This window comes from Microcystis sp. BLCC-F210 (assembly GCF_042134685.1).
In the GTDB taxonomy this organism is placed as follows: domain Bacteria; phylum Cyanobacteriota; class Cyanobacteriia; order Cyanobacteriales; family Microcystaceae; genus Microcystis; species Microcystis aeruginosa_D.
This window is the reverse complement of record NZ_CP169647.1, coordinates 4263638-4284907: the sequence shown is the minus strand read 5'-3', so window position 1 is coordinate 4284907 and position 21270 is coordinate 4263638. Positions and strand designations below refer to the sequence as shown.

Annotated in this window: 19 protein-coding genes; 8 read left to right on the top strand and 11 right to left on the bottom strand. The window is 43.5% G+C overall.

What is annotated here, in order from left to right; genetic code table 11:
* Positions 1 to 318: 318 nt before the first annotated feature.
* The 3 genes from ACE3JL_RS20840 to ACE3JL_RS20830 form a co-directional block, all read right to left on the bottom strand.
* Positions 319 to 1506 carry an FtsW/RodA/SpoVE family cell cycle protein gene (locus ACE3JL_RS20840; RefSeq protein ID WP_271989295.1) on the bottom strand — a complete coding sequence of 396 codons (1188 nt, stop codon included), beginning with the start codon at positions 1504 to 1506 and terminating at the stop codon, positions 319 to 321.
* 71 nt (positions 1507 to 1577) lie between these two features.
* Positions 1578 to 2522, bottom strand: coding sequence for an isoaspartyl peptidase/L-asparaginase (locus ACE3JL_RS20835; protein WP_375328279.1), 945 nt, complete (start codon positions 2520 to 2522; stop codon positions 1578 to 1580).
* 318 nt (positions 2523 to 2840) lie between these two features.
* On the bottom strand, positions 2841 to 4037 hold the full coding sequence (locus tag ACE3JL_RS20830; RefSeq protein WP_375328278.1) for a homocysteine biosynthesis protein: 1197 nt from the start codon (positions 4035 to 4037) through the stop codon (positions 2841 to 2843).
* 195 nt (positions 4038 to 4232) lie between these two features.
* Here ACE3JL_RS20830 and ACE3JL_RS20825 point away from each other — a divergent pair, with 195 nt between their 5' ends.
* Together ACE3JL_RS20825 and ACE3JL_RS20820 are read left to right on the top strand one after the other, a co-directional pair.
* Complete coding sequence (locus tag ACE3JL_RS20825; protein ID WP_375328277.1) at positions 4233 to 5159, top strand: methyltransferase domain-containing protein; 927 nt, start codon at positions 4233 to 4235, stop codon at positions 5157 to 5159.
* A 14-nt stretch (positions 5160 to 5173) separates the two neighbouring features.
* Positions 5174 to 5827 (top strand): HupE/UreJ family protein, encoded by a 654-nt coding sequence (locus ACE3JL_RS20820; RefSeq protein ID WP_271989289.1) that lies wholly within the window; start codon positions 5174 to 5176, stop codon positions 5825 to 5827.
* A gap of 164 nt (positions 5828 to 5991) precedes the next feature.
* Here ACE3JL_RS20820 and ACE3JL_RS20815 read toward each other — a convergent pair whose 3' ends face one another.
* A complete protein-coding gene (locus ACE3JL_RS20815) occupies positions 5992 to 6996 on the bottom strand; it encodes a helix-turn-helix domain-containing protein (protein WP_271989288.1) in 1005 nt (334 codons plus the stop codon).
* A 200-nt stretch (positions 6997 to 7196) separates the two neighbouring features.
* On the opposite strand from ACE3JL_RS20815, the gene ACE3JL_RS20810 reads away from it, so the two are divergent.
* Entirely contained in the window at positions 7197 to 8042 is an 846-nt protein-coding gene (locus tag ACE3JL_RS20810; RefSeq protein ID WP_375328276.1) for a hypothetical protein, read from the top strand.
* A 668-nt stretch (positions 8043 to 8710) separates the two neighbouring features.
* On the opposite strand, the gene ACE3JL_RS20805 is transcribed toward ACE3JL_RS20810, so the two are convergent.
* Entirely contained in the window at positions 8711 to 10882 is a 2172-nt protein-coding gene (locus ACE3JL_RS20805; protein WP_375328275.1) for an EF-hand domain-containing protein, read from the bottom strand.
* A 369-nt stretch (positions 10883 to 11251) separates the two neighbouring features.
* Between ACE3JL_RS20805 and lepB the strand changes: the two genes are divergently transcribed.
* Entirely contained in the window at positions 11252 to 11854 is a 603-nt protein-coding gene (gene lepB / locus ACE3JL_RS20800) for a signal peptidase I (RefSeq protein ID WP_375328274.1), read from the top strand.
* Positions 11855 to 11907: 53 nt separating this feature from the next.
* Here the strand turns inward: lepB and ACE3JL_RS20795 are convergent, their stop codons facing one another.
* The 3 genes from ACE3JL_RS20795 to ACE3JL_RS20785 all read right to left on the bottom strand — a co-directional run bounded on the left by ACE3JL_RS20795 (position 11908) and on the right by ACE3JL_RS20785 (position 15734).
* Positions 11908 to 12879, bottom strand: a complete 972-nt coding sequence (locus ACE3JL_RS20795; RefSeq protein WP_271989451.1) for a ribose-phosphate pyrophosphokinase — start codon at positions 12877 to 12879, stop codon at positions 11908 to 11910.
* Positions 12880 to 13083: 204 nt separating this feature from the next.
* Entirely contained in the window at positions 13084 to 14877 is a 1794-nt protein-coding gene (typA, locus tag ACE3JL_RS20790) for a translational GTPase TypA (RefSeq protein ID WP_271989439.1), read from the bottom strand.
* Positions 14878 to 15029: 152 nt separating this feature from the next.
* Positions 15030 to 15734 (bottom strand): DUF1997 domain-containing protein, encoded by a 705-nt coding sequence (locus ACE3JL_RS20785; RefSeq protein WP_271989440.1) that lies wholly within the window; start codon positions 15732 to 15734, stop codon positions 15030 to 15032.
* Between the two features lie 124 nt (positions 15735 to 15858).
* On the opposite strand from ACE3JL_RS20785, the gene ACE3JL_RS20780 reads away from it, so the two are divergent.
* Positions 15859 to 16518, top strand: a complete 660-nt coding sequence (locus tag ACE3JL_RS20780; RefSeq protein WP_271989441.1) for an SDR family oxidoreductase — start codon at positions 15859 to 15861, stop codon at positions 16516 to 16518.
* Positions 16519 to 16684: 166 nt separating this feature from the next.
* On the opposite strand, the gene ACE3JL_RS20775 is transcribed toward ACE3JL_RS20780, so the two are convergent.
* Positions 16685 to 17248 carry a Uma2 family endonuclease gene (locus ACE3JL_RS20775; RefSeq protein WP_271989442.1) on the bottom strand — a complete coding sequence of 188 codons (564 nt, stop codon included), beginning with the start codon at positions 17246 to 17248 and terminating at the stop codon, positions 16685 to 16687.
* A gap of 21 nt (positions 17249 to 17269) precedes the next feature.
* On the opposite strand from ACE3JL_RS20775, the gene ACE3JL_RS20770 reads away from it, so the two are divergent.
* Positions 17270 to 17470, top strand: a complete 201-nt coding sequence (locus ACE3JL_RS20770) for an ATP-binding protein (protein ID WP_271989443.1) — start codon at positions 17270 to 17272, stop codon at positions 17468 to 17470.
* Positions 17471 to 17529: 59 nt separating this feature from the next.
* On the opposite strand, the gene ACE3JL_RS20765 is transcribed toward ACE3JL_RS20770, so the two are convergent.
* Positions 17530 to 17832 (bottom strand): hypothetical protein, encoded by a 303-nt coding sequence (locus ACE3JL_RS20765; RefSeq protein ID WP_375328273.1) that lies wholly within the window; start codon positions 17830 to 17832, stop codon positions 17530 to 17532.
* A gap of 170 nt (positions 17833 to 18002) precedes the next feature.
* Positions 18003 to 18695: a response regulator transcription factor gene (locus ACE3JL_RS20760; RefSeq protein WP_271989446.1), complete on the bottom strand. Its 693-nt coding sequence runs from the start codon at positions 18693 to 18695 to the stop codon at positions 18003 to 18005.
* A 45-nt stretch (positions 18696 to 18740) separates the two neighbouring features.
* On the opposite strand from ACE3JL_RS20760, the gene ACE3JL_RS20755 reads away from it, so the two are divergent.
* The gene (locus ACE3JL_RS20755; protein WP_375328272.1) at positions 18741 to 20105 is read left to right on the top strand and encodes an ATP-binding protein; all 1365 of its coding nucleotides are present in this window, start codon (positions 18741 to 18743) and stop codon (positions 20103 to 20105) included.
* A 546-nt stretch (positions 20106 to 20651) separates the two neighbouring features.
* The gene (gene psb27 / locus ACE3JL_RS20750) at positions 20652 to 21053 is read left to right on the top strand and encodes a photosystem II protein Psb27 (protein ID WP_002740409.1); all 402 of its coding nucleotides are present in this window, start codon (positions 20652 to 20654) and stop codon (positions 21051 to 21053) included.
* The last annotated feature ends 217 nt before the right edge of the window (positions 21054 to 21270 follow it).

The following is a 21270-nucleotide window of genomic DNA, read 5'->3' as shown; positions in this document are numbered from 1 at the left end:
GGCAGAAAACCAGCAAAAACATGGCTACAGAGCGCATCCCTTACTCTAGAGATTAATGACACTATCTGTTAAAATCAGGTTAGCGATCACTATACAGCCAACTCTACGGAATCGCTCTACTCCAGATACAGTCAACGGTACAGCGGCTCGACGGCTCGACTGAGCATCGCCGAACGTCCATTTTCAAGGGAAAAATGTACCCAGTAGCCTCTTTTCAATTTTTTCTTAGAAGCGACCTGCAGTAAGGGTTTTGTTAATTTTCTAGTATTTATGTATGGGGGAAGTCCAGATATAAACCGAAGAACCATTCATCATTCATCACTGATGACTGAAAACCGAGACAGTTTTCTGAGGACTTTTTTTACTGGTGGGAACTCGATCGGGGTCATTTTCTTCCCTAGCCACCCGGATTAAGAGGGCAGCTAAAAAGAGACTGGCTAAACTGGAACTGCCGCCATAGCTAAAGAGAGGGAAAGGTAGGCCTGTAGTGGGTAAAGAACCAGTGGCTACACCGATATTTAACAGAGATTGACCGATTAAAATAACCATCGCTCCGATCGCCACTAATTTTTTGATGCGATGACGACATTTAACCGCCACGATCAGGGCGAGAGTAGCGTAGAGAAATAGCATGACTAACAGTAAAATACCGCCAATAAAACCAAATTCCTCGCCAAAGACAGCGAAAATAAAATCCGTATCCGGGAAGGGTAGATAAAATAATTTTTGTTGGGATAAACCGTAACCGCTGCCAGTGGTTCCGCCAGAACCGATGGCCAGTAAACTCTGCACTAATTGATAACCATCACCCCGGGGATCCTGCCAGGGGTCTAGGAAAGATAAAATCCGTTTTCTCTGGTATTCGCGGAAAGTAACACTAACCACGGCCATAGTTACACCGAGTAGAGCGGTGCTGGTCATGTAGGATAAAGGCAGACCAGAGGCAAGAGCGATCAGCCAGAGAGTTATACCACACAGAGCAGTGGTACTCAAGTTAGGTTGTAAGAGAATGCCAGCTAGAATTAGCCCAAAAATGGCGATCCAAGTTAACCGTTGATTAATATTTAAACGGGGCCAACCACCGAAAACGGCCGCCCCTTGCAGGACGAGAAAAGGTTTCATCAATTCCGATGGTTGCAAGAGAATCGGCCCGATTTTAATCCAACGGGTGGCACCATTGATATTAGCTCCCAAACCGGGGATGAGAGTGATCAAAATTAATCCTAAAACTAATAAAATCATCCAGGGTGCGATTTTGAGGAGATTCTTGATCGGCAATCGCACTAGGAAATTAAAGCCAATTAAGCCAATCCAAAGCCAGATTAATTGGCGGATGAAATAGTGTAGTCCGTTATCAAAGCGACTGTCAGCCAGAGCGTAGGAAGCGGAAAAAAGCACCACCAACCCGACTAACAGCCACAAAAAAGTCATCCAGCGCAATAATCGCGCTTCGGCTGACCAGTTTTTCACATCGGGGTCAAAAATAGGGATAATATATTGCCACACGGAGATTTTTCGAGAAGAAGTATCTTGTACAGATTAACCGAGAAGACTAGGCTCGATCGCAGTTTGTTCCACTATCTGGCAGCCAGATGACCGATTAAACCGACGTTTTCACCGTGCCATTCTAGGGTATCACCGATCGCCTGACCGTCATGATAGGCAGCCAAGAGAATTTCCGCCGTTTTCCCCCAAACAATATTACCCTGACGATCAAGGGAAATCATGCCCAGATCCCGACCATTAGTTTGGGATTCGCGCATGGATTTCTCCACGGCAGCGGTGAGGGAAAAACCATCGGTGACGCGAATGACCACCTTAGCGGCTAAACACTCATCGATAATATCTTCCCCGACCCCCGTACAACTTACTCCAGCCTCTGAATTCGCATAATTGCCAGCCGGCATGGCACTGTCACTAACGCGACCGATTCTTTCTAATCCCTTACCCCCGGTAGAAGTTCCGGCGGCGATGTCTCCTTGCTGATCAAGAGCCACTACCCCGATAGTTCCCCGTTGTGCTGAGGAATCGGCGAATAAACGGGCCATTTTGCGATTAAAGTTCGTCTTTCTCTCCTCCATCCATTCTTGAATCCGATAATCGGTTAGGGGATCATAGAGGGGAATTTGTAATTCTCTGGCCAGATCTGCAGCTCCAATTTCCGAGAGAATGCGATCCTCTTGACTTTGGAGAAATTGGGCTAGGCTAATGGGATTCTGTACCCGCGAGACGTTAATGACACCGCTTAAACGCTGGTGACGACCATCCATTAAGGCTGCGCTCATTCGCACCTGACCGTCCGATTGCACCACCGAACCAGTCCCAGCGTTAAATCGCGGTTCATCCTCCAGTAACATACATCCTTTTGTCACCGCCTCTACAGCACTAGCACCATTGTCAAGGAGGTTGTAAATATTCTTCACAATCCCCCGGAGAGAATCGCGCACTGATTCCAAACCACCTTTATCCTCTAGGGAACTCGCTCCCCCATGAATAATTAACTTCGGATTTACTCTGGTCATTATTTTCCTAACATTACATTGTCAATCAGATCTAACCTATCATGTTATCGCTACTGCCTTCTCCAGTGCCGTCTTAACTTGTAGGTAGTTGGACAAGATTAATTACACATATCTAACCCCCTCTTGCCTTTTGCCTCTTGCCTTTTGCCTATCTTTACTAGGAAATTAATTTTGCACGACTACTTAGGTAGTTGGACAAGATTAAATTCACAGTCTCATGGATAGGGAAAAGGGGAAGGGGGAAGCTTACAGATAGGGGAGTAAACTGGTAACTAGGTTTACTAAAATAACACCACCTACACACAATCCTTTAACTCTTCACTCAATTGATAATTTTCCACCCCAACGATCCTGGGGAATAAAAGTCCGCTCTAGATTAATTTTTGCCACGGGTTCTGTGAGGGTAAATTCTCCCGATTCGATCAGTGCTTTTAATTCTAAAGCTGCTTCCCGGGACAGGGAAATACTTGCCAAAGGAGCCACCCTAACACTTTTTCCCTCGATCATAATCCGACCGCTTTTTAGTTTAGCATAAGTGATTAAACCAAAGGTAGGACGGACTCGCCGGGGAATGGAAAAATCCACCACTGGAGCGACAATTTCCTCATCTTTTACCGCACAATGTCGAACAATTTCCTCGCTTAAAATCGGAATCGGTACTGCTACTCCTAACATTAAAGAAGCCCCATAATTTTTGAAATAACAACCCCGCACCCAGCGAGCATTCATTTGTTTAGCATCACCAATTAAGGCTAGAGTGGAAGCGGGTCCAATAGGAGTGCGATTTTGTAGGCGTTTTTGCAGGGGAAAATGTTGGGTTCCTTCCCAGGCAATATAACCGATTCCTCCTCCTAAAAAAAGGCGCGTACCGATGCCTATAGCCTCTAAATCGGGGTCATTTAACAGGGGAGAAATTGCCCCAGGGTTAGAATAAACCGCATTACCTAATCGCGGCTGTAGTGGTCCTAAATAAGTATATAAAGTCCGCTCTCCCCCATTGACTCCGACGATAAAATTCTGGTAGAGATTGCGAGGATTAAAAAGATAAAATTGATTGATGGTATCCTTAGAAATAATCGTTTCAAAAGAAGCGCGAGGATAACAATCGGTGGCCTGTCCGACAGCGCGCAATTGAATCGATTTTCCAGCGATTAAATCCTCAATAATGTGTCCGCCACCCCTTTCGGGATTTTCTCCCTCTAAATTCTCATTTTTGGTTGCTAGATCACTAATAGCGCTGGCTCCTAAATATAAATCCACCGCCCCAAAACCAGCATAAGCAGGAATCCCATCTAACCAACATTGACGAATTTTTATCGGCGGATCCGTCTGACCTAAATTAATAATTGCCCCCGAAGATTCCATCGGTTCAAAAGTTCCCGTACAAACCACATCTACTTGGGAAAAAACTTCCTTAATTCCCATCTCACTCACACGGCTTTTTAATTCCTCTACTGTCCAGACTACAGCCGTTTTTTTAGCAATTTTGTCGTTGATTTCAGCGATTGTTCTCATAATAAAAATTAGCCCGATGGGGGTTAGGGAGCTTTTTGCTGTTGTCAGTCAACAGTTATCAGATGTGAGTTTTCAGTCAGTGGTATTAACTGAGCAGTATTAAATGGCGGTGACATTACTGTCTTTTCACTGATTACTGATTACTGATTACTGTTATAAGATGAAAAAGGGAAAATTTACGATCGAAGCTTTTCTATGACAGTTACACCCGTTCCAACCTCCTTTAATCCTGTTTCTGGTCTAGTTAACCGTATTCTCGGCATAAAACCGCTTTTTGACATCGCTCGCTATCAGGCGCGCAATATGATGATTAAAAGAGCCGAAAAACTAGGCGTACCTTGGCGGGAAACCGTCAAACAATGGCAGCAACGGGATTGGAGTCAGGAACTGCAAGCGGTAGAAAACCCCGATCTCGTCTATCCCGAATACTACGTTTGTTCTTTCCACGCTTACGAAAAGGGCAATTTAGACTGGTTGCCAGCTTTTGAGGTAGAATCTGCCGCCTATGCTGTCCATTCTACCATCTGGCCTGGGGCGGGGATGGACGGCGACCCGCGATTGCGGCGGGAATATCACCGGATATTAAAGGAGCAAATCAAGGCAGAAATTAACGATATTGTCGATTTAGGCTGTAGTGTTGGCATGAGCAGCTTCGCTCTGCAAGATACTTATCCCCAAGCGCGGGTAACTGGGTTAGATCTCTCTCCCTACTATTTAGCCGTTGCCCAATACCAAGCTCAACAAAAACAAAAGACGATTCAATGGCAACACGCAGCCGCAGAAAAAACTCAATTACCCAGTCAGTCCTACGATCTGGTATCTTCGTTTTTAATGTTCCACGAACTACCCCAACAGGCTACTAGAGAAATTTTCGCCGAAGCGCGTCGTTTATTGCGATCGGGGGGTTATTTGACGCTGATGGATATGAATCCGCGCTCGGAAATTTATCGAAAAATGCCCCCTTATGTCCTCACCTTACTCAAGAGTACCGAACCCTATCTCGATCAATATTTTACTCTCGATATCGAACAGGCATTAGTTGAAGCGGGGTTTCAAGCACCGATCATTACCCCCACCAGTCCCCGACACCGGGCTATTGTTGCGCGGGTTTCCGAATCATAATTTTGAGGTAATCAATGAAGATAATTTTTCGTCAAAGCTGGGCAAAGATATTAACTATTGTCCCTCTCTTCCTGTTAATTTTTGTCAGCAAAACCCTTGCCCATCATGCCACGGGAGGACAAACTCCCGATAATTTTTGGAACGGATTTTTATCGGGTTTAGCTCACCCAGTTATTGGTTTAGATCATTTAGCTTTTGTGGTGGCTAGTGGTTTAATTGCTGTGGGGATGGAACAGGGTTTATTAATTCCGATCGCTTTTGCGATCGCCACTTTAATCGGGACGGGGATTCATTTACAGGGAATAAATTTACTTTTTCCTGAAGGAATTATTGCCCTTTCTGTGGTGATTTTTGGCGTGATTTTAACCCTGAAAAAAGGTTTACAAAACCATTCTAATCTCTATACGATCGCTCTGGCAACTTTGGCAATGATCGCGGGAATTTTCCACGGTTATGCCTACGGAGAATCCATTATCGGGGCGCGAGTTGCCACTTTAGTTGCCTATTTAATCGGTTTTACCGTAGTCCAATTAGCGATCGCATCTGGTGCTTTTTTCCTTGGCAGTGTCATCAAGGAAAAATTAACCCAGCAAGCGACTCTAATTAGCAAGTTCATCGGATTGGCAATTATGGCGATCGGTATAACTTTTTTAGTGGGAGTTAAGTAAATTAGTCTCAGTGGGGCTAATTATTAATGGCTCTCTTGAGGTTATGGGATTGAAGAAAGGGCGTACAATATACGCCCCTACCAAACAAATACGGGAGAGGCACTGAATCAAAAATAAGTCAGATAAATCTAACAATAATTATAATTCTTACCCCTACTATTTTTTTAGGTTTCCGAGGGGAAGTAACCAAAGATTTTTTTATAATCAGATGCCAAATATCCCCGGTGGAAAAAACCTAATTCTTCAGCAATTTCATAAACTAATTTTGTCTGATTATTTTGGTTAAGAGATTGATATAAAACATTAAGACGAAGCAATTTAAAATAACTATAAGGAGACATTTGATAGAAGTCTTTAAATATATATTCTAAGGTGCGTTCGCTTACTTCTAAGTATTGACAAATCGTAGAAATACTCAGATCAGAACGCAGATTTTCTCTCATCATTTCTTCTGCTTTTTTGAGGATAGAGGTGCGTCTGATAGTGTTTTTAGGGGTTTTAATATCTTTGGTTGCTGCTAAAGTCAAAAGAAAATCTTTGACAATTTCTTCTTTTAATTTTTGACTGACAAAATTCAATTTTAATACCTTTCTTCTCTCAGATATTTGTTGACGATCTAAATTAAATAGCATTTGATAAAGTTGATGACAAGATTGTTGGAGATGACGAATTTTTTCTTCTGGGCAAATCACGATAGAAGAAATGGAAGAATTTAAAAACTTTTTCGCTTCTGGTAGCTCTAAAGTTTGGCACAATTGTTGCAGATAATCATCATCAACGTAAAGCTGAAAACGATTGGAAAAAGGATGTTGAAAAACGGAAATTTCTGATTTAGGGGGGACAATCCCCAGATAGTTATTTTCTAATGAGTACAAATTTTGAAACAAGACAGGATTCACCTGAAAAGGAATCGCAAAAACCCACATTTTAGAATGGGTTACTCCCTTAACATTCGTTAAACAATTACGTTGCGATAATTCTAACATCACTTTATCGATGATGATCCTTGAAAGATACCCTTCAAAATGATCACCACTGAGTTGTAAAGCATCTAAGTTGACAAATTCTCGATTCTGAAAATAACGAGAAAAGTTGCAAAAATATTCACTTTTAAAGGTTAATTCCTGAGAATTAATTAAAATATTGGTTTTACTGTCAAAAATAAACATCTATGTATAACTCCTTGGTTATTGAGTAAAATTAAACTTTTTTGCCCATCAATTTAAAAACTTGCGTTTTTTGGATCATTTTAGCATAGAGGACTGAGTAGTATGAGTTACAGCAGGGTTGATTGGTTAATTTTGTCCATCAGTGTAGTTCCGTTTAAATCTCTCACTTTTTCCCGTTATCAATTACCAAGTAAATGTCGATGGTTAAAGCATATATGCCATTTAAAGATTGCTCTAGGGTATTGGGTGCAGAAACTCCTCAATTACGTCCCCCAGCATTTTCTGATGACCCACAATATACCACATTTAGCTATACCTATTGTCCAGGGGGATTGGAAATTTCCGATAGCTATATCTATTATCCAGGAGAATCAGAAATTTCCGAAGCTCTTGCTAGGGAAATCCCTACGTTCACGGTTCCCCCGACAAATTATCCAGGGGGATTGGAAATTTCCGATAGCTATATCTATTATCCAGGAGAATCAGAAATTTCCGAAGCTCTTGCTAGGGAAATCCCTACGTTCACGGTTCCCCCGACAAATTATCCAGGGGGATTGGAAATTTCCGAAGCTGTTGTTCCTAACATTAATACTCTTCTCTATGCGATCGAAGCAACTATTGATTTCTCCAAAGCTAAAGGGGACTTACAAGGTGTTCTGATGGCACAGGGTGGATGTTTTGGTGGACATAGTTTCTACATCTATCAGGGAAAACTATGTTATGTCTATAACTGGTTAGGACAACAACAGAAGATCACGTGCAATCTTCCTCGTCTTAGTAGCGAGATGACACTCAAAGTTGAATTTACTAAACCAAAGATAATCACCCCTTGTGATGAAAATTTGGGCGACAGAATAATAGATAATATGAAACTATATATTAATAACATCGAACAAAATGTCGATATTATTAGAGCTTTCTCAAATCATAATTCTAACTTCCTAATTCAATATAAACAAAAGATTCCTAGCGAGTTTCAAGGTGCGATGTTGCGAAGAGTTAGCGTTACTATTGCTAATGATATTAGTTTGATATGTGATACATGATGATCAATTATGATCGATTAAGTACCTAAGCAAAATTAATTATACATCTAAGCCCCCGACATCAGCGTTAATCAAATTACTAGAAAACGGGTTTCTTTAAGAAACCCGTTTTCTGGTTTAAGTATCTAGATGGGCCGGAATATTCAGCGTTAATCAAGAAGACCTCTTTATAAACTTACTAGGCCTGTCCTATGGTAAAAAATTTTATGAGGGTGTAATATTACCAAATGGAGATATTAAAACTAACTGGCAACTGACTCCTTTTATGAACTTCGCCGTCCTTACCAAAAATATACTACATTTTGCTATTAAATCCCCCTCTCTATAGTCCCTAGGCTCTTCTCGGTTCTGTGTGATAAGTTTAACTTACAGAGGATCGATCAATCTTTGTGTCCTTTGTGTCTTTGTGGTTCCTCCCACTCGCTCGCCAGCGGAACTGTATCTTAGAATACATTTTACCCACCAAACCTAAGAGAGTCGTCCCTATCGGATTTACCCTCATAGAGTTCAGCAAAACCTCGAAATTTTTTCTCAAAAAAGCTTGACAAAATCCCTCAACTTAACTTATACTTTCTAGTATAGTAGAAATCCGTGCCTGCCTACGAACAGCTATTTTTCGAGAGAATTAAAGGAGTCAGGGAAAATAAAGACTCCTTAGCTAAGACAGTTTATTGGTGGAATTGGTGCAGTAGGTCGCGAAATTCCTGAAAACTAATCTGGTTATCGCGACCAGTATCGGCCCGTTGTAACATAGCTTCGATTTTCTTGTCTGTCACCCCCGGTTCGATCGCCTGAAGACAAGCTTTTAACTCCTCAAGACTAATTTGTCCCGAACCATCACTATCGAATAGACGGAATCTTTCCAATAAAATCCTCTCCTGTTGCTCACGATCGCTCTGACTACTAAAAGATAGACGATCGAAGACCTGAAAAGCGCGGGCGATATTTTGCCATAATTGATCGGCCGGAGGACGATGGAGAATGGCTTCCTCCTCCTGACCAGTAATTCTGTACTGACGACGCAAAGACTCGACAGTTTCCGTTCCCGCAGCCGGCAATTCCGTCAATAAATGCTTGATCGCTTCCCTAGAACTCTTACCGGTTAACACTTCCAGTAATTCCGATCCCACCTTGTGATCAGGGTCTTTTTTCCATGTCACCAACAAACTTTCTAACAAAGCATCGCGATAACTCTGCAAACGTAACCAATCCTCGCGACTATACTGCTTTTCTGGATCGAGAAGTTCGGCCGATTCCACACCCAACTCTGTTAAAATCGCCTGATGTTCTGCCTCAGTAATCGTCAACTCTAAGCGCATTTGTTGCAGGATTTCGAGGCTGTGGCCGAAGTCAGTATATCCCTCCTCCAAAGTCTCTTTTAACACGGCTTTATAGGCTTTTAAACAGTTCTGGTGCGTGAAATCCGGCAGTATCTTGGCCAACACATACACCTCATCTGCGTCCAAAGTTTCCAGCGATCGCCGATCAAGATATTTAGCCGTATCGAGATTCAGTTTACGCAACTGTTTACGCAATTTTCCTGCGAGTCCTTCCCGTTGGTAACGACTCGGATCCCTTATCCAAGTGCGATATAACCATAAACTACTCAAAACAGCCGCTAAAATACTAGCGAAATAATGCCAAAATTTTGGCAAAAGATTAATAAAAGGACGACCACCGAAAATAAAGAAGAAATTGAAAATCAGAAAAGTTCCGACAGTAAAGACTCGATGACGGATAATTTCGGTTGGTAAGGGTGACTTTTGGCGAATTCTATAGACTTTATAGGCATTTTCAACTTTTTTACCGAGAAAATAACCCAAAAAAGTGCAAATTGCCAAAGTTAAGGGGACAGCTACCAACTTCGGAATCGGAATCTGATTACCCCCAAGATAAAAACCCGGTTTAAAGAGGGCTTCTAGCTGATTTTCGTCGTGCGCCCAAGCTCCAGAGAAATAATAGTCCCAATTGCCAGCATAGAGATAATAATAGATAAAATAGCCAAAAACTAAGCCAAAATAACCGTAATAAAGCCATTGGCGATCGCTTTGAGTAATCCCGTCCCAATAGGCTCTTTCCGCATCGATATCGATACAGGGACTTTGACAGGCAACACAGGCACTTTGTTCGCTACCATCTTCTCGGACAATACGACACATAGATTGAGTAATCCCACTGCGACTGTCTTCGTGAGCGGTACTATTCAGCAACCCCCTCGGTTCACCATAAATCCTTTCAACTGGACTCATGGGACAGAAATAGTTACACCAAGATTTGCCCCCATACCAGTAACCCACAAAGATCGCCGCTAGAATAGTAAAGATTAAAAAGCTACCCAAGACTAAGCGATCGGAATTATAAAAAAGAATCCGTCCGCATAAACCCAAAAATAACAGACTTAATTGTAGATAGAGATAATTCCGAGCTAACCAAGAGTTTTTCGGCACTTTATAGATTTCAGAGCGGACTTTTCCCGATTTATCGGTCTGTTTTTTCTGACGCTGTTTACCCAAAGCACGCGGTATTTGAGAAAGAAAGGATAAAGGACAGATACGCCGCCAGAGTTCGTGACCGAATACTAATAAGATAAAAACACCACTAGGAACCACTATTCCCCAAAAAATCGGCGCACCTAACTGATAGGAGGATTGGGGTAAGCAAACTCCCTGGACTTTAATACAGACATCGGGATCAACTCTCAGGGGACTAGAAAGATTATTATAATCGGTTAATTTTGCTGAAATAGGGTCAAAAAACAGAGAAAATATCAGAATTAACCATGCAATGGTCAGAACCCATCGCAGATAGTGCATCGAGCGTTCGGGAATTTGTGCAAACATATACATATATCTAAGTCAAGTCGTTTTGCTAAATTAATATCCAAGTTTCCAATCGACCATTCGGGAATTTGTGCAGAAATAGATCTGAGTGGTGACTTAGAAGAGACTTTTAAGGGATGTAGGGTTCTGATCCTCGAAATCTTCAGTTTTTCCTTTAATAGTGGCGAAAAACTGTCTTTTTTGATAGACTAATCTTACCGTTTTCTGCACCCGAGGAAATTCCCCTTCCAGCAGCAGAATGCGGCCTTGACAAATTAACAGTGATCTAGTTGGGAAAATTGTCTTAAAATATTATCTACGCTGCTACTATCACTAAACTAGAAAATTAAAGAGCGCATTAGCTTAATCCTTCTCAAAAGTTAAAATTCTATGGCTGAAAGCTTGAACCATAAATCCGAAAAACCTTCTCCCCCTCCCGTCCCCCAAGAAAATCCTTGGCTAGAAGCAGTTAAAACCATTGTCACGGCTGGAATTTTGGCTTTTGGCATCCGCACTTTTGTGGCCGAGGCCCGTTATATTCCCTCTTCTTCCATGGAACCCACTCTCCAGATTAATGATCGCCTAATTATCGAGAAAGTTAGCTATCATTTTCATAAGCCAGAACGGGGTGATATCGTGGTTTTTAGTCCGACAGCCGCTCTCAAAGCTCAAAATTTTCAGGATGCTTTTATTAAACGGGTGATTGGACTGCCGGGGGATAAGGTGGAAGTCAAAAACGGTCTAGTTTACGTCAACGGTAAAGTTCTAGCCGAAAACTATATCGCCGAACAACCTAATTATACTTTCGGACCGAAGACAGTTCCCCCCGATCAATATCTGGTTTTAGGCGATAATCGCAATAATAGTTATGATTCCCACGCTTGGGGCTTCGTTCCTCGGGAAAACTTAATCGGTCGCGCCGTGGTGCGTTTTTGGCCCTTCAATCGTCTGGGAGGACTGGACAACCCCGACGCTGCCACAAATCAGAATTAATGTCAAGAAAATCAATATAAAAATTCCCCCTAGTTTTAGGGGGATTCGAGCATCTATTTGAACATATTACTCACGGAATTGTCCTCATGGATGCGCCATATGGCCTCACCCAGAATCGGGGCAACCGGCAAGACTTTCAGTTGCGGGAAAAAATGTTCTTGTGGGACGGGAATCGTGTTAGTAACGATCACCTCCTCGACTATGCCACTCGATAAACGCTCGATCGCCGGACCAGAAAAAACCGGATGGGTGGCACAAGCATAAACCTGTCGCGCCCCCTTGTCTTTCAGTAACTGCGCCCCTTGAGCGATCGTACCGGCCGTATCGATCATATCATCGACTAAAACCGCCGTTTTATCCTTAACATCGCCGATCAAGTTCATCACTTCCGCCACATTATGGGTTTGCCGGCGTTTATCAATAATTGCTAGGGGTGCATCATCGAGTTTTTTGGCAAAAGCCCGCGCCCTAGCCACCCCACCCACATCGGGAGAAACCACGACGATATCGGGTAATTTTTTACTGAGAAGATAGTCCACCACCACTGGGGAACCATAGACGTGATCGAAGGGAATATCGAAATAACCTTGAATTTGGGCCGAATGCAAATCCATGGCCAACACGCGACTTGCCCCCGCTTCCGTGATCAGATTAGCCACCAGTTTAGCGGCGATCGATTCTCGTCCGGCGGTTTTGCGATCAGCGCGAGCATAACCATAATAGGGAATTACGGCGGTAATTTGTCGGGCAGAAGCACGACGACAGGCATCAATCATGATCAACAATTCCATCAAATGATCGTTGACGGGATGGCAACAGGGTTGAATTAAATAGACATCACAGCCCCGGATCGATTCCTGAATCTGGATGTACAATTCACCATCGGCGAAACGTTTACGAATCATCGGACCCACATCCATGCCCAGATAACGGGCCACCTCTTGGGCAAGAGATACATTAGCGGATCCCGAAAAGAGACGGAGACGATTGCTGTCCGACGCGGCGGGAAACATCGGATGTCGCATCAAAGTAGCAGAATAGCTCACAGCAGATTCTTTACCCTCAAACTCAAGGCACTTTTTTCTATCATCTCAGTTTTGTTGAAAATCTGAGTGGATTTCTTTGTTAGATCTCAATCATAACCAATTACAGATCATTTTCGAGCCGTTGCTGCCCCTTTTAGCGGCAATTGCCATGGCCAAATTGCCGCCAGATTTTGTCAAAACCGATTAACGTTTGGCTAACTTTTTCACCGGTAATTTACGCAGACGGATCGATTTCGGGGTAATTTCTACCAACTCATCTGGTCCGATGTATTCGAGGGCGCGTTCGAGACTCATATCCACGGGGGATTGTAACTGAACCAATTCATCCCCAGTGGCGGAACGATGGTTAGTTAACTGTTTAGTTTTGCAGATATTGATCTCCACGTCTTGGGGCCGGTTACTTTCGCCGATAATCATGTTTTTGTACACTTTTGTCCCCGGAGTAATAAAGAATACCCCCCGGTCCTCGGCGTTTTTGAGGGCGTAGAAAGTGGCGACTCCTTCCTCAAAGGCAGTAATCACACCATTGTAACGGGTGGCTAATTCCCCGGAGAAAGGACGATATTCGAGAAAACTATGGTTCATAATCCCCTCACCGCGACTCAGACGGATAAATTCGCCTCGGAAACCGATTAAACCCCGGGCCGGAATCACGAATTCCAATTGAGTACGGCCATTGCTGCCCGTCTGCATATCCCGCATTTCCCCTTTCCGTTGGCCGAGACGTTCGATACTGGAACCTACCGCTTCTTCGGGTACATCTAAAACGAGGTATTCGTAGGGTTCACAGGGTTGACCGTTAATTTCCCGATAGATAACCTGCGGCTGGGATACTTGGAATTCGTAGCCTTCCCGACGCATGGTTTCGATGAGAATACCTAAATGTAGTTCTCCCCGTCCCGAAACCAGGAATTTCTCGGCAGAATCACTTTCTTCCACCCGCAGAGCGACGTTAGTTTCTAATTCTCGCATCAGACGATCGCGAATTTGCCGCGAGGTGACAAAAGTGCCTTCCTGACCAGCAAAGGGAGAATCGTTCACCGAGAAGGTCATTTGTAGGGTCGGTTCATCGACTTTAATTAGGGGTAAAGCTTGCGGGTCATCGGCTAAAGTTACCGTTTCCCCGATGTTAGCGTCAGCAAAACCAGCCACAGCAACGATATTACCGGCGCTGGACTCGTTTAGTTCCACCCGTTTGAGGCCTTCAAAACCAAGAAGTTTTGTTATTTTCCCCTTGACAATCGCGCCCGTATCCTTTACTAAAGCTGCCTGTTGACCGGCTTTAATTACGCCGTTATGGATGCGGCCGATAACGATGCGTCCTAAGTATTCCGAGTAATCGAGGGTGGTTACTTGCAACTGTAGGGGTTTGTTAACGTCCCCGGCAGGTGGTGGAACGTGGTGTAAAATCGCCTCAAACAGGGGCTGCATATCTTTGTCTTCGTCTTCGAGGCTTTCTTTGGCGAATCCTTGCATCCCGGAAGCGAACAGAGTAGTAAAATCACATTGGTCGTCATCGGCGCCCAGTTCCACAAACAGATCGAAAACTTTGTCCACGGCTAGGTTAGGATCCACGTTAGGGCGATCGATTTTATTAACCACGACAATCGGTCTTAATCCCTTTTCTAGGGCTTTTTTCAGCACAAAACGGGTTTGCGGCATCGGCCCCTCGTTAGCATCGACAATCAGGATACAACCGTCCACCATACCTAAAACCCGTTCCACTTCGCCACCAAAGTCGGCGTGACCGGGAGTATCGACGATGTTAATCAGGGTGTCTTGGTAACGAACGGCGGTGTTTTTGGCCAGAATGGTGATACCGCGTTCTCTTTCGAGGTCATTGGAATCCATGACGCAGGTGGGTACATCTTCCCCTTCTCGAAAGATTCCCGACTGTTTGAGGAGTGCATCGACGAGGGTGGTTTTCCCGTGGTCAACGTGAGCAATGATAGCAACGTTACGGATAGGCAGAGACATAAAATATTGAAGTAGTCTTAGGTTTATTTTTACGGGTAAACATTTCTTAATAATTCTAGCTTAGACTGACCGGCCCCGTTAGCAAATCTTTATTTTTCCTTGATTTCCCATCAGCAAGCTCTACTGATTACTGTTGACAGACTCCCCAAACCCTAGGCAAGTAACCCACCCTCGCAGGAGTCGAGACGATAGAAAAGACGACTGGAGGCGGGGGGTAGGGGTAAATTGAAGCTAGAGTGAAAATCCTCTTGAACTTTGTAGGTTAAGCGGGGGGAAACTTGGCGAACAATTTGCGTCAATAGTTTATCACCGGTTTTTTGGAGAATGGGACGGGGAATTTTATAAATAAACTTGGGAAACTTAACCATAACATCCATACGCAGTTCCCAGGTGACTTGGGTGATAACCGCCGGAATTTCCCTTCCTCGTTGCCGAAAAATTGCCTCGATTTCCTGACTAGGAGAAGATAGGGGCATTTCCTCTAGTTTCATAATCGCCTGATAATCCACTAGATAGCCCAAAAACGGTTGATCGGGAATGGGAACACTGCGAGTATGATAGACTCCATTGACGGGCAGCTCCAGAACCACAGCGATTTTCGGCTCCACTTCATAGCCAAAAGCACCATATTTACCGATGGTGATAATATAACCATTGTCACCGAAGGGCAGAGTTTTCATCGGTTCGGCACAACGACAAAACCAACCTTCGTGAGCGCCCAGATAATCGGCAACCTTATCCTGATTGCTATACATATCCATAGCTCCGGCAAAACGGGTTTGAAAACCGAGAAATTGATTGTCTTCTTTGACTTCTACAGATTTGCGAGCTAGGGAGTTAATGGGGGGACACTGCATGACTTATAAACCTGGCAAATGATAGTGTTAGAAAAATTTGGGGATTAACCGCCAAAGGATCGGGGAAATTTGTAGAATTGAGATTAGTGTAACGTATTGTTAAAAACTATTTGGTCAAGAAGCGATGAAAGCATTTGTAGCAGGAGCCACAGGGGAAACGGGACGGAGAATCGTTGCCCAATTAGTCGAACGTCAGATTCCCGTCCGCGCTTTGGTGAGAAACCGCGAGAAAGCGGCGGAAATTTTGCCCGCAGGGGTGGAAATCGTCGTCGGAGATGTGCAACAGGCGGATAAGTTAGAGGCACTAATCGCTGATTGTAGCGTTTTGTTATGCGCCACGGGAGCCAGACCGAGTTTTAATCCCACGGAACCTTTGTTAGTGGACTACTTGGGAACTAAAAATCTCATCGATGCCGCCAAAAAGAAAGGAATCGAACATTTTGTTCTCGTTACTTCCCTCTGTGTATCGAACTTTTTCCATCCCCTCAATCTATTTTGGTTAATTTTATTCTGGAAAAAACAAGCGGAAGACTATTTAATCAATAGTGGACTAACCTACACGATTGTGCGCCCTGGAGGCCTTAAAAACGAGGATAATCTTAATGCCATTAAAATGTCATCTGCCGATACCCTATCTGAGGGCAATATTCCCCGCTCGAAAGTGGCTTCCGTTTGCGTAGAATCCCTATTTTATCCCGCCGCTAACAATAAAATTCTCGAAATTGTTGCTCCCTCAGATGCGACCAATCTCGATTGGAATCAATTATTTCAAAGTGTCAGCTAATCAGTAATCAGTGATCAGTTATCAGTTATCAGTAATCAGTAAACAGCAAACAGTAATCAGTGAACAGCAAACAGTAATCAGTGAACTGATAACCCAAATGTGAAAACTAAAAACTCATATCTGATAACTGGTAACTGATAACTGGTAACTGATAACTGATAATCCGTTAATCTCTTAACCAGTCAAATAATTGACCGAGGGTAATTTGAAAATTCGTAGCAAAAGCGGGGACGGGTAAAAGAGCATTTTCTGATTCAAAAATAGCGATAGTTCGATCACTAAAATAAACAAAGATAATTTCTTCTTCAGGGTCGATTAACCAACCCATTTGAGTGCCGTGATCCAGACAATAAAGGATATTTTTAACAACTTTAGTCTGATTTTGATCTGGAGAGAGAATTTCAATTAGCCAGTCAGGAGCGATCGCAAAAGTATTTAATACTTTTCCCTCGCCATCGCGGGGAATATTTTCCCAGAGAAAAACTGAAACATCAGGAACTAGAGAACGACTGCCAAAAGTACAACGCAATTCAGGATAAGCACGGGCAATTCGTTGGGGTTTTAGACTGGCGTTAATAGCCGGAACTAAATCACCTTGAATAGTGCTATGTTTACCTTGGGGCATCGGTTTAGGAATAATTTGACCATCAATAAATTCCTTGGCGGGTTTAGTTTCTGGTAATTGCAGAAATTCCCTTAGTGTCAGGGAATTATTAACAGTGACAACCATAAAATTTTTTTATTGATCGTTATGATCGTTAATTTTATCGCAATTTCTCCAAGCAGAGAAGATCAAAAACAGTTATATAAAAATGTCCGTCACATCGCCCGGACAGGGTTGGGTTTGGTGGTAGCGCAGAAATGCTTGGAACTACACGGAGGCTCGATCGAAATTGCTATTATCCCCAGCAATGGAACCACTGTCACGATTCTATTACCGAAAGTGGCCTGAAAATCAATAAATCGGAGCGAGAATCATTCTCAATCAGGGGAAAACTTCTAGGGAAGAAATTAGGAAACACCACCTAGACGGGCATATTCTAAAATTGACTGGCTAAGAGCATCGCGATCATCGCAGGTGAGATAATAATTCCGGCCGCCGATATCATTGAGAAATCGCAGTAGGGCAAGACAAGCGGACTCTATATCTGCCCGGTGTCGGGCAGCCGCTAAAGCTTGTTCGCAGGTGGCATAAACTAGGCGATTGCTAATTCCTTCCCTGCCATCCACTCGCCAACATTGAAAAGAATAACCCTGCATTTCTGCGCTCAATTCAATCTGCCAACCGTGATAGTCAAATCGCGTGTAAATCATCTCAAGCAGCCCCTTTTAGGAGAGGAAAGTCACAGGTTTGACCGCTCTGATTGTCTAGAAGTCCCGCACCTGTCTAACTTTCTAATTTAACGGGTGATTATGGAAACCCTCTGCAAACTTCGTGCAGATTTCATGCAGAAATGATTTTGTCCACTATCTAAAGGCAGATATTACTTTAAGCGATAACCAAGACCATGAACGGTTTCAATAAAGTCTTCCGGCGCGCCCAAGGATTTTAGCTTGTGACGAAGACCGCGAATATGGGAAGTAACGGTTTCCTCGGCCGGAGAATCGTCCAAAGACCAAACTCGCTCAATAATACCCGATCGACTTAAGACCCGGCGCCCATGGGTAACAAGTAATTCTAAGAGAGCGAATTCCTTGGGGGTGAGGGAAAGAAGTTGACCGTTATAACTGGCCTCGTGGGTACTGGGATTTAACTGCAACCCCCCCCAAGATAATAAAACACTGCTGGTACTGCTGCCACGTCGGATCAAGGCCCGAATCCGCGCCATTAATTCGCCCAAATCGAAGGGTTTAGTGACATAATCATCGGCCCCTGCGTCTAATCCGTCGATTTTATCGATTACCGTATCCCTTGCGGTTAATAATAGGACGGGAACGGTGGCATTAGCAGAGACGGGATGATGGGATTCCGCTCGTCGCAGACGTTGACAGAGCAAAGTTCCGCTTAATTTTGGCAGGGTGACATCGAGAACTAAAAGATCATATTTGCCTAATTCTAGCCAATTCCAGCCTTCTTCTCCGTCTCTAGCCACATCAACAACGTATTGTCGCTCGATCAATGCCTCTCGCAAAATCTCGGCTAGTTGCATATCATCTTCTACTACTAAAATTCGCATGGTCTAGAGATGGAGTAAGCTGGAAATAGCGTCGGTTAACTCCTGATGAATTGGCTCAAACAAGGAAAATGGATCGCGGGAGGTTTCGGGCTAACTGTTTTACTGATGGGAACTATTAGCCTAGTTTCCTATCGCAATACCCTCGCCCTGCGTCAGCGCGCTGCCGAGGTGGAAGTTACCTACGAGATTATCGATAATCTCGCTAATCTTTACGCTAACATGGCGGTGGCCGAATCGGGAAGACGGGGTTATATCAAAACTGGCAGCCCCAGTGAATTGGGCCGTCATCGTCGGGCGATCGCTTTGATGCAATCTAACTGGCAACTCTTGGCTAAACAATTAGAAAACGGCACGGATTTCGAGCGGGAAATGGTGACTCAGATCGGGGATTTAATGTATCGGCGAATTGCTCTATTTAATCAATCGATCGCTACCTATAAATCCGATCAATCCGATGATATTTTTCAAGATGCAATCACGGTTAAAAGTGTCGATATCCGGGATAAGTTTCAAAATCTTCTTACCTATTTACAAGCTAGTCAGAAAAGGAATTTAAGAAGTAGCATCGCTAGTTCTAGGGATAGTATCCGCGAAAATTCTCTGTTGGGTTTACTGGGAACTTTTACTAGCTTTGGGATTATTTGCGGAGTTTATTTTTTAGTTTTTTGGCAAGAGAAACGGCGACAAAAAAGTGAGAAAATTCACCAATTATTACTACAAGAAAAAGAAATTTCTGATCTAAAAATTCAGCTTTTTTCTATGATATCCCATGAGTTCCGAACCCCTTTAACTGTGATTCTTTCCGCCTCGCAGTTATTAGAAAATGGCTTAAAAGATGCAGATCAGTCGAGCAGAAAAAACCTATATAGAATCCAGTCTTCTGTCAAGCTAATGAATCAATTCTTAACAGATATTTTGATTTTAACTAGGGCAGAATCTGGCAATCTCAGTTGTCAACTAGAGCCGCTCGATATTGAAGCTTTTTGTTTAAATTTAGTCGAAGATTTTCAATTTATCAATAAAAATAATACACCGATTAAATTTGTCAGTCAGGGATTGATGATTCGTCCCTATCTAGATGAGAAACTGCTCTACTCGATTTTAAGTAATTTACTCTTAAATGCGATTAAATATTCCCCCACGGGAGCAGGGATTAGTTTGATTTTGTGGAAAGATAGCGATCGCATTGTTTTTCAAGTCCGGGATCAAGGGATCGGCATTGCCGAGGAAGATAGAGGTAAAATCTATGAACCCTTTTATCGGGGTCAGAATGTGGAAAATATTATCGGCACGGGATTGGGGTTAGCAGTGGTTAAAAAATGCGTCGAACTCCACCGTGGCGAAATCGCCCTAGATAGCCAAGTGGATAAGGGAACAAGCTTTACCGTCAAACTGCCCATTTCACCCTAGTTTCAGCTTGAGCGGCCTAAAAATTACGAAAAGAATGTAACTTTCTTTCTTCCGAAACAGGACGAAAGCAAAGAAGAATTTTTAAGTAAGTAGTTATAATTAAATTAAGAATAGATTTTGCCTCTGATCCCCCCTGCCCCCCTTGATAAGGGGGGGTGCCGATAGGCGGGGGGATCGGCACCCCCCTTGATAAGGGGGGTGCCGATCCCCCCTGCTCCCCTTGATAAGGGGGGTGTCTGACAACTTTTAACACCTACCTACTTATCTTCTAGATTAATCGATCGCAAGGTCCAATCTCGATCGACCCTGAAACCGCCACCAGTGCCTGATCGCGGCCCGAATTAGTCCAGAATCAACTCACTCCGGGTTGATGGCATCGCAACTTTTAGACAAAAATAGGGCTTTCCCCGTCAAAAAAGCCTATATTTTGGCTATTTACCCCCCGGTTGACCCTTGATTTTTGCAGCAGGTTGACTCTCCTGGGGAACTGGTCACGGTTTCCTGATAGGATAAGGTGACTTGGGATTAACTTATGGTGTTGAAAATATGTCTCTAAAACCTTACATTTCTCGCTTATTAGCTTTGGTTCTCGTCCTTGTCATCGGATTGATGGGTTGTTCCAGTAGTTCGGGGTTAACGGGCAATTATGGACAGGATACCCTGACGGTGATTGAAACTTTAACCACAGCCCTTGATGTGGTCAAAGATGACCCGAATAAAGCGGCAGTTGAGTCGCAAGCAAAGGAACAAATCAACGATTACATCTCCCTCTACCGACGAGATAAAAAATCCGGGGGTTTGCGTTCTTTCACTACTATGCAAACAGCCTTAAACTCTCTAGCTGGTTATTATACCGCCTACGGTTCCCGTCCTGTCCCCGACAAACTCAAACAACGTTTAAAACAAGAATTTAAACAGGTGCAATTCTCTCTCCAGAAAGGAATTTAGATACAGTGATCAGTTATCAGTTATCAGTTATCAGTTATCAGTGCAACTCGACCTAATATTATAAGCTGTACTGAATTTAAACTGCGTCTTGGAAATTTTAGTACAAATGCTCGAACTTCCTCTCCCTACCCCCAACTCCGGCACTCCAGTGCAGTCTTAACGAGTAATTTAGATAGTCAACAGCTGGGTGGGATTGTTAAGTGACCAGTATTAAGTG

What these genes read in the sequence shown, in the direction of transcription:
- ACE3JL_RS20820 (WP_271989289.1), top strand. Translation starts at nt 5,174, where the DNA reads ATGAAGATAATTTTTCGTCAAAGCTGGGCAAAGATATTAACTATTGTC.
- ACE3JL_RS20815 (WP_271989288.1), bottom strand. Translation starts at nt 6,996, where the DNA reads ATGTTTATTTTTGACAGTAAAACCAATATTTTAATTAATTCTCAGGAA.
- psb27 (WP_002740409.1), top strand. Translation starts at nt 20,652, where the DNA reads ATGTCTCTAAAACCTTACATTTCTCGCTTATTAGCTTTGGTTCTCGTC.
- ACE3JL_RS20785 (WP_271989440.1), bottom strand. Translation starts at nt 15,734, where the DNA reads ATGCAGTGTCCCCCCATTAACTCCCTAGCTCGCAAATCTGTAGAAGTC.
- ACE3JL_RS20760 (WP_271989446.1), bottom strand. Translation starts at nt 18,695, where the DNA reads ATGCGAATTTTAGTAGTAGAAGATGATATGCAACTAGCCGAGATTTTG.
- typA (WP_271989439.1), bottom strand. Translation starts at nt 14,877, where the DNA reads ATGTCTCTGCCTATCCGTAACGTTGCTATCATTGCTCACGTTGACCAC.
- ACE3JL_RS20765 (WP_375328273.1), bottom strand. Translation starts at nt 17,832, where the DNA reads ATGATTTACACGCGATTTGACTATCACGGTTGGCAGATTGAATTGAGC.
- ACE3JL_RS20830 (WP_375328278.1), bottom strand. Translation starts at nt 4,037, where the DNA reads ATGAGAACAATCGCTGAAATCAACGACAAAATTGCTAAAAAAACGGCT.
- ACE3JL_RS20755 (WP_375328272.1), top strand. Translation starts at nt 18,741, where the DNA reads ATGAATTGGCTCAAACAAGGAAAATGGATCGCGGGAGGTTTCGGGCTA.
- ACE3JL_RS20810 (WP_375328276.1), top strand. Translation starts at nt 7,197, where the DNA reads ATGGTTAAAGCATATATGCCATTTAAAGATTGCTCTAGGGTATTGGGT.
- ACE3JL_RS20770 (WP_271989443.1), top strand. Translation starts at nt 17,270, where the DNA reads ATGATCGTTAATTTTATCGCAATTTCTCCAAGCAGAGAAGATCAAAAA.
- ACE3JL_RS20795 (WP_271989451.1), bottom strand. Translation starts at nt 12,879, where the DNA reads ATGCGACATCCGATGTTTCCCGCCGCGTCGGACAGCAATCGTCTCCGT.
- ACE3JL_RS20825 (WP_375328277.1), top strand. Translation starts at nt 4,233, where the DNA reads ATGACAGTTACACCCGTTCCAACCTCCTTTAATCCTGTTTCTGGTCTA.
- ACE3JL_RS20835 (WP_375328279.1), bottom strand. Translation starts at nt 2,522, where the DNA reads ATGACCAGAGTAAATCCGAAGTTAATTATTCATGGGGGAGCGAGTTCC.
- ACE3JL_RS20775 (WP_271989442.1), bottom strand. Translation starts at nt 17,248, where the DNA reads ATGGTTGTCACTGTTAATAATTCCCTGACACTAAGGGAATTTCTGCAA.
- lepB (WP_375328274.1), top strand. Translation starts at nt 11,252, where the DNA reads ATGGCTGAAAGCTTGAACCATAAATCCGAAAAACCTTCTCCCCCTCCC.
- ACE3JL_RS20805 (WP_375328275.1), bottom strand. Translation starts at nt 10,882, where the DNA reads ATGTTTGCACAAATTCCCGAACGCTCGATGCACTATCTGCGATGGGTT.
- ACE3JL_RS20780 (WP_271989441.1), top strand. Translation starts at nt 15,859, where the DNA reads ATGAAAGCATTTGTAGCAGGAGCCACAGGGGAAACGGGACGGAGAATC.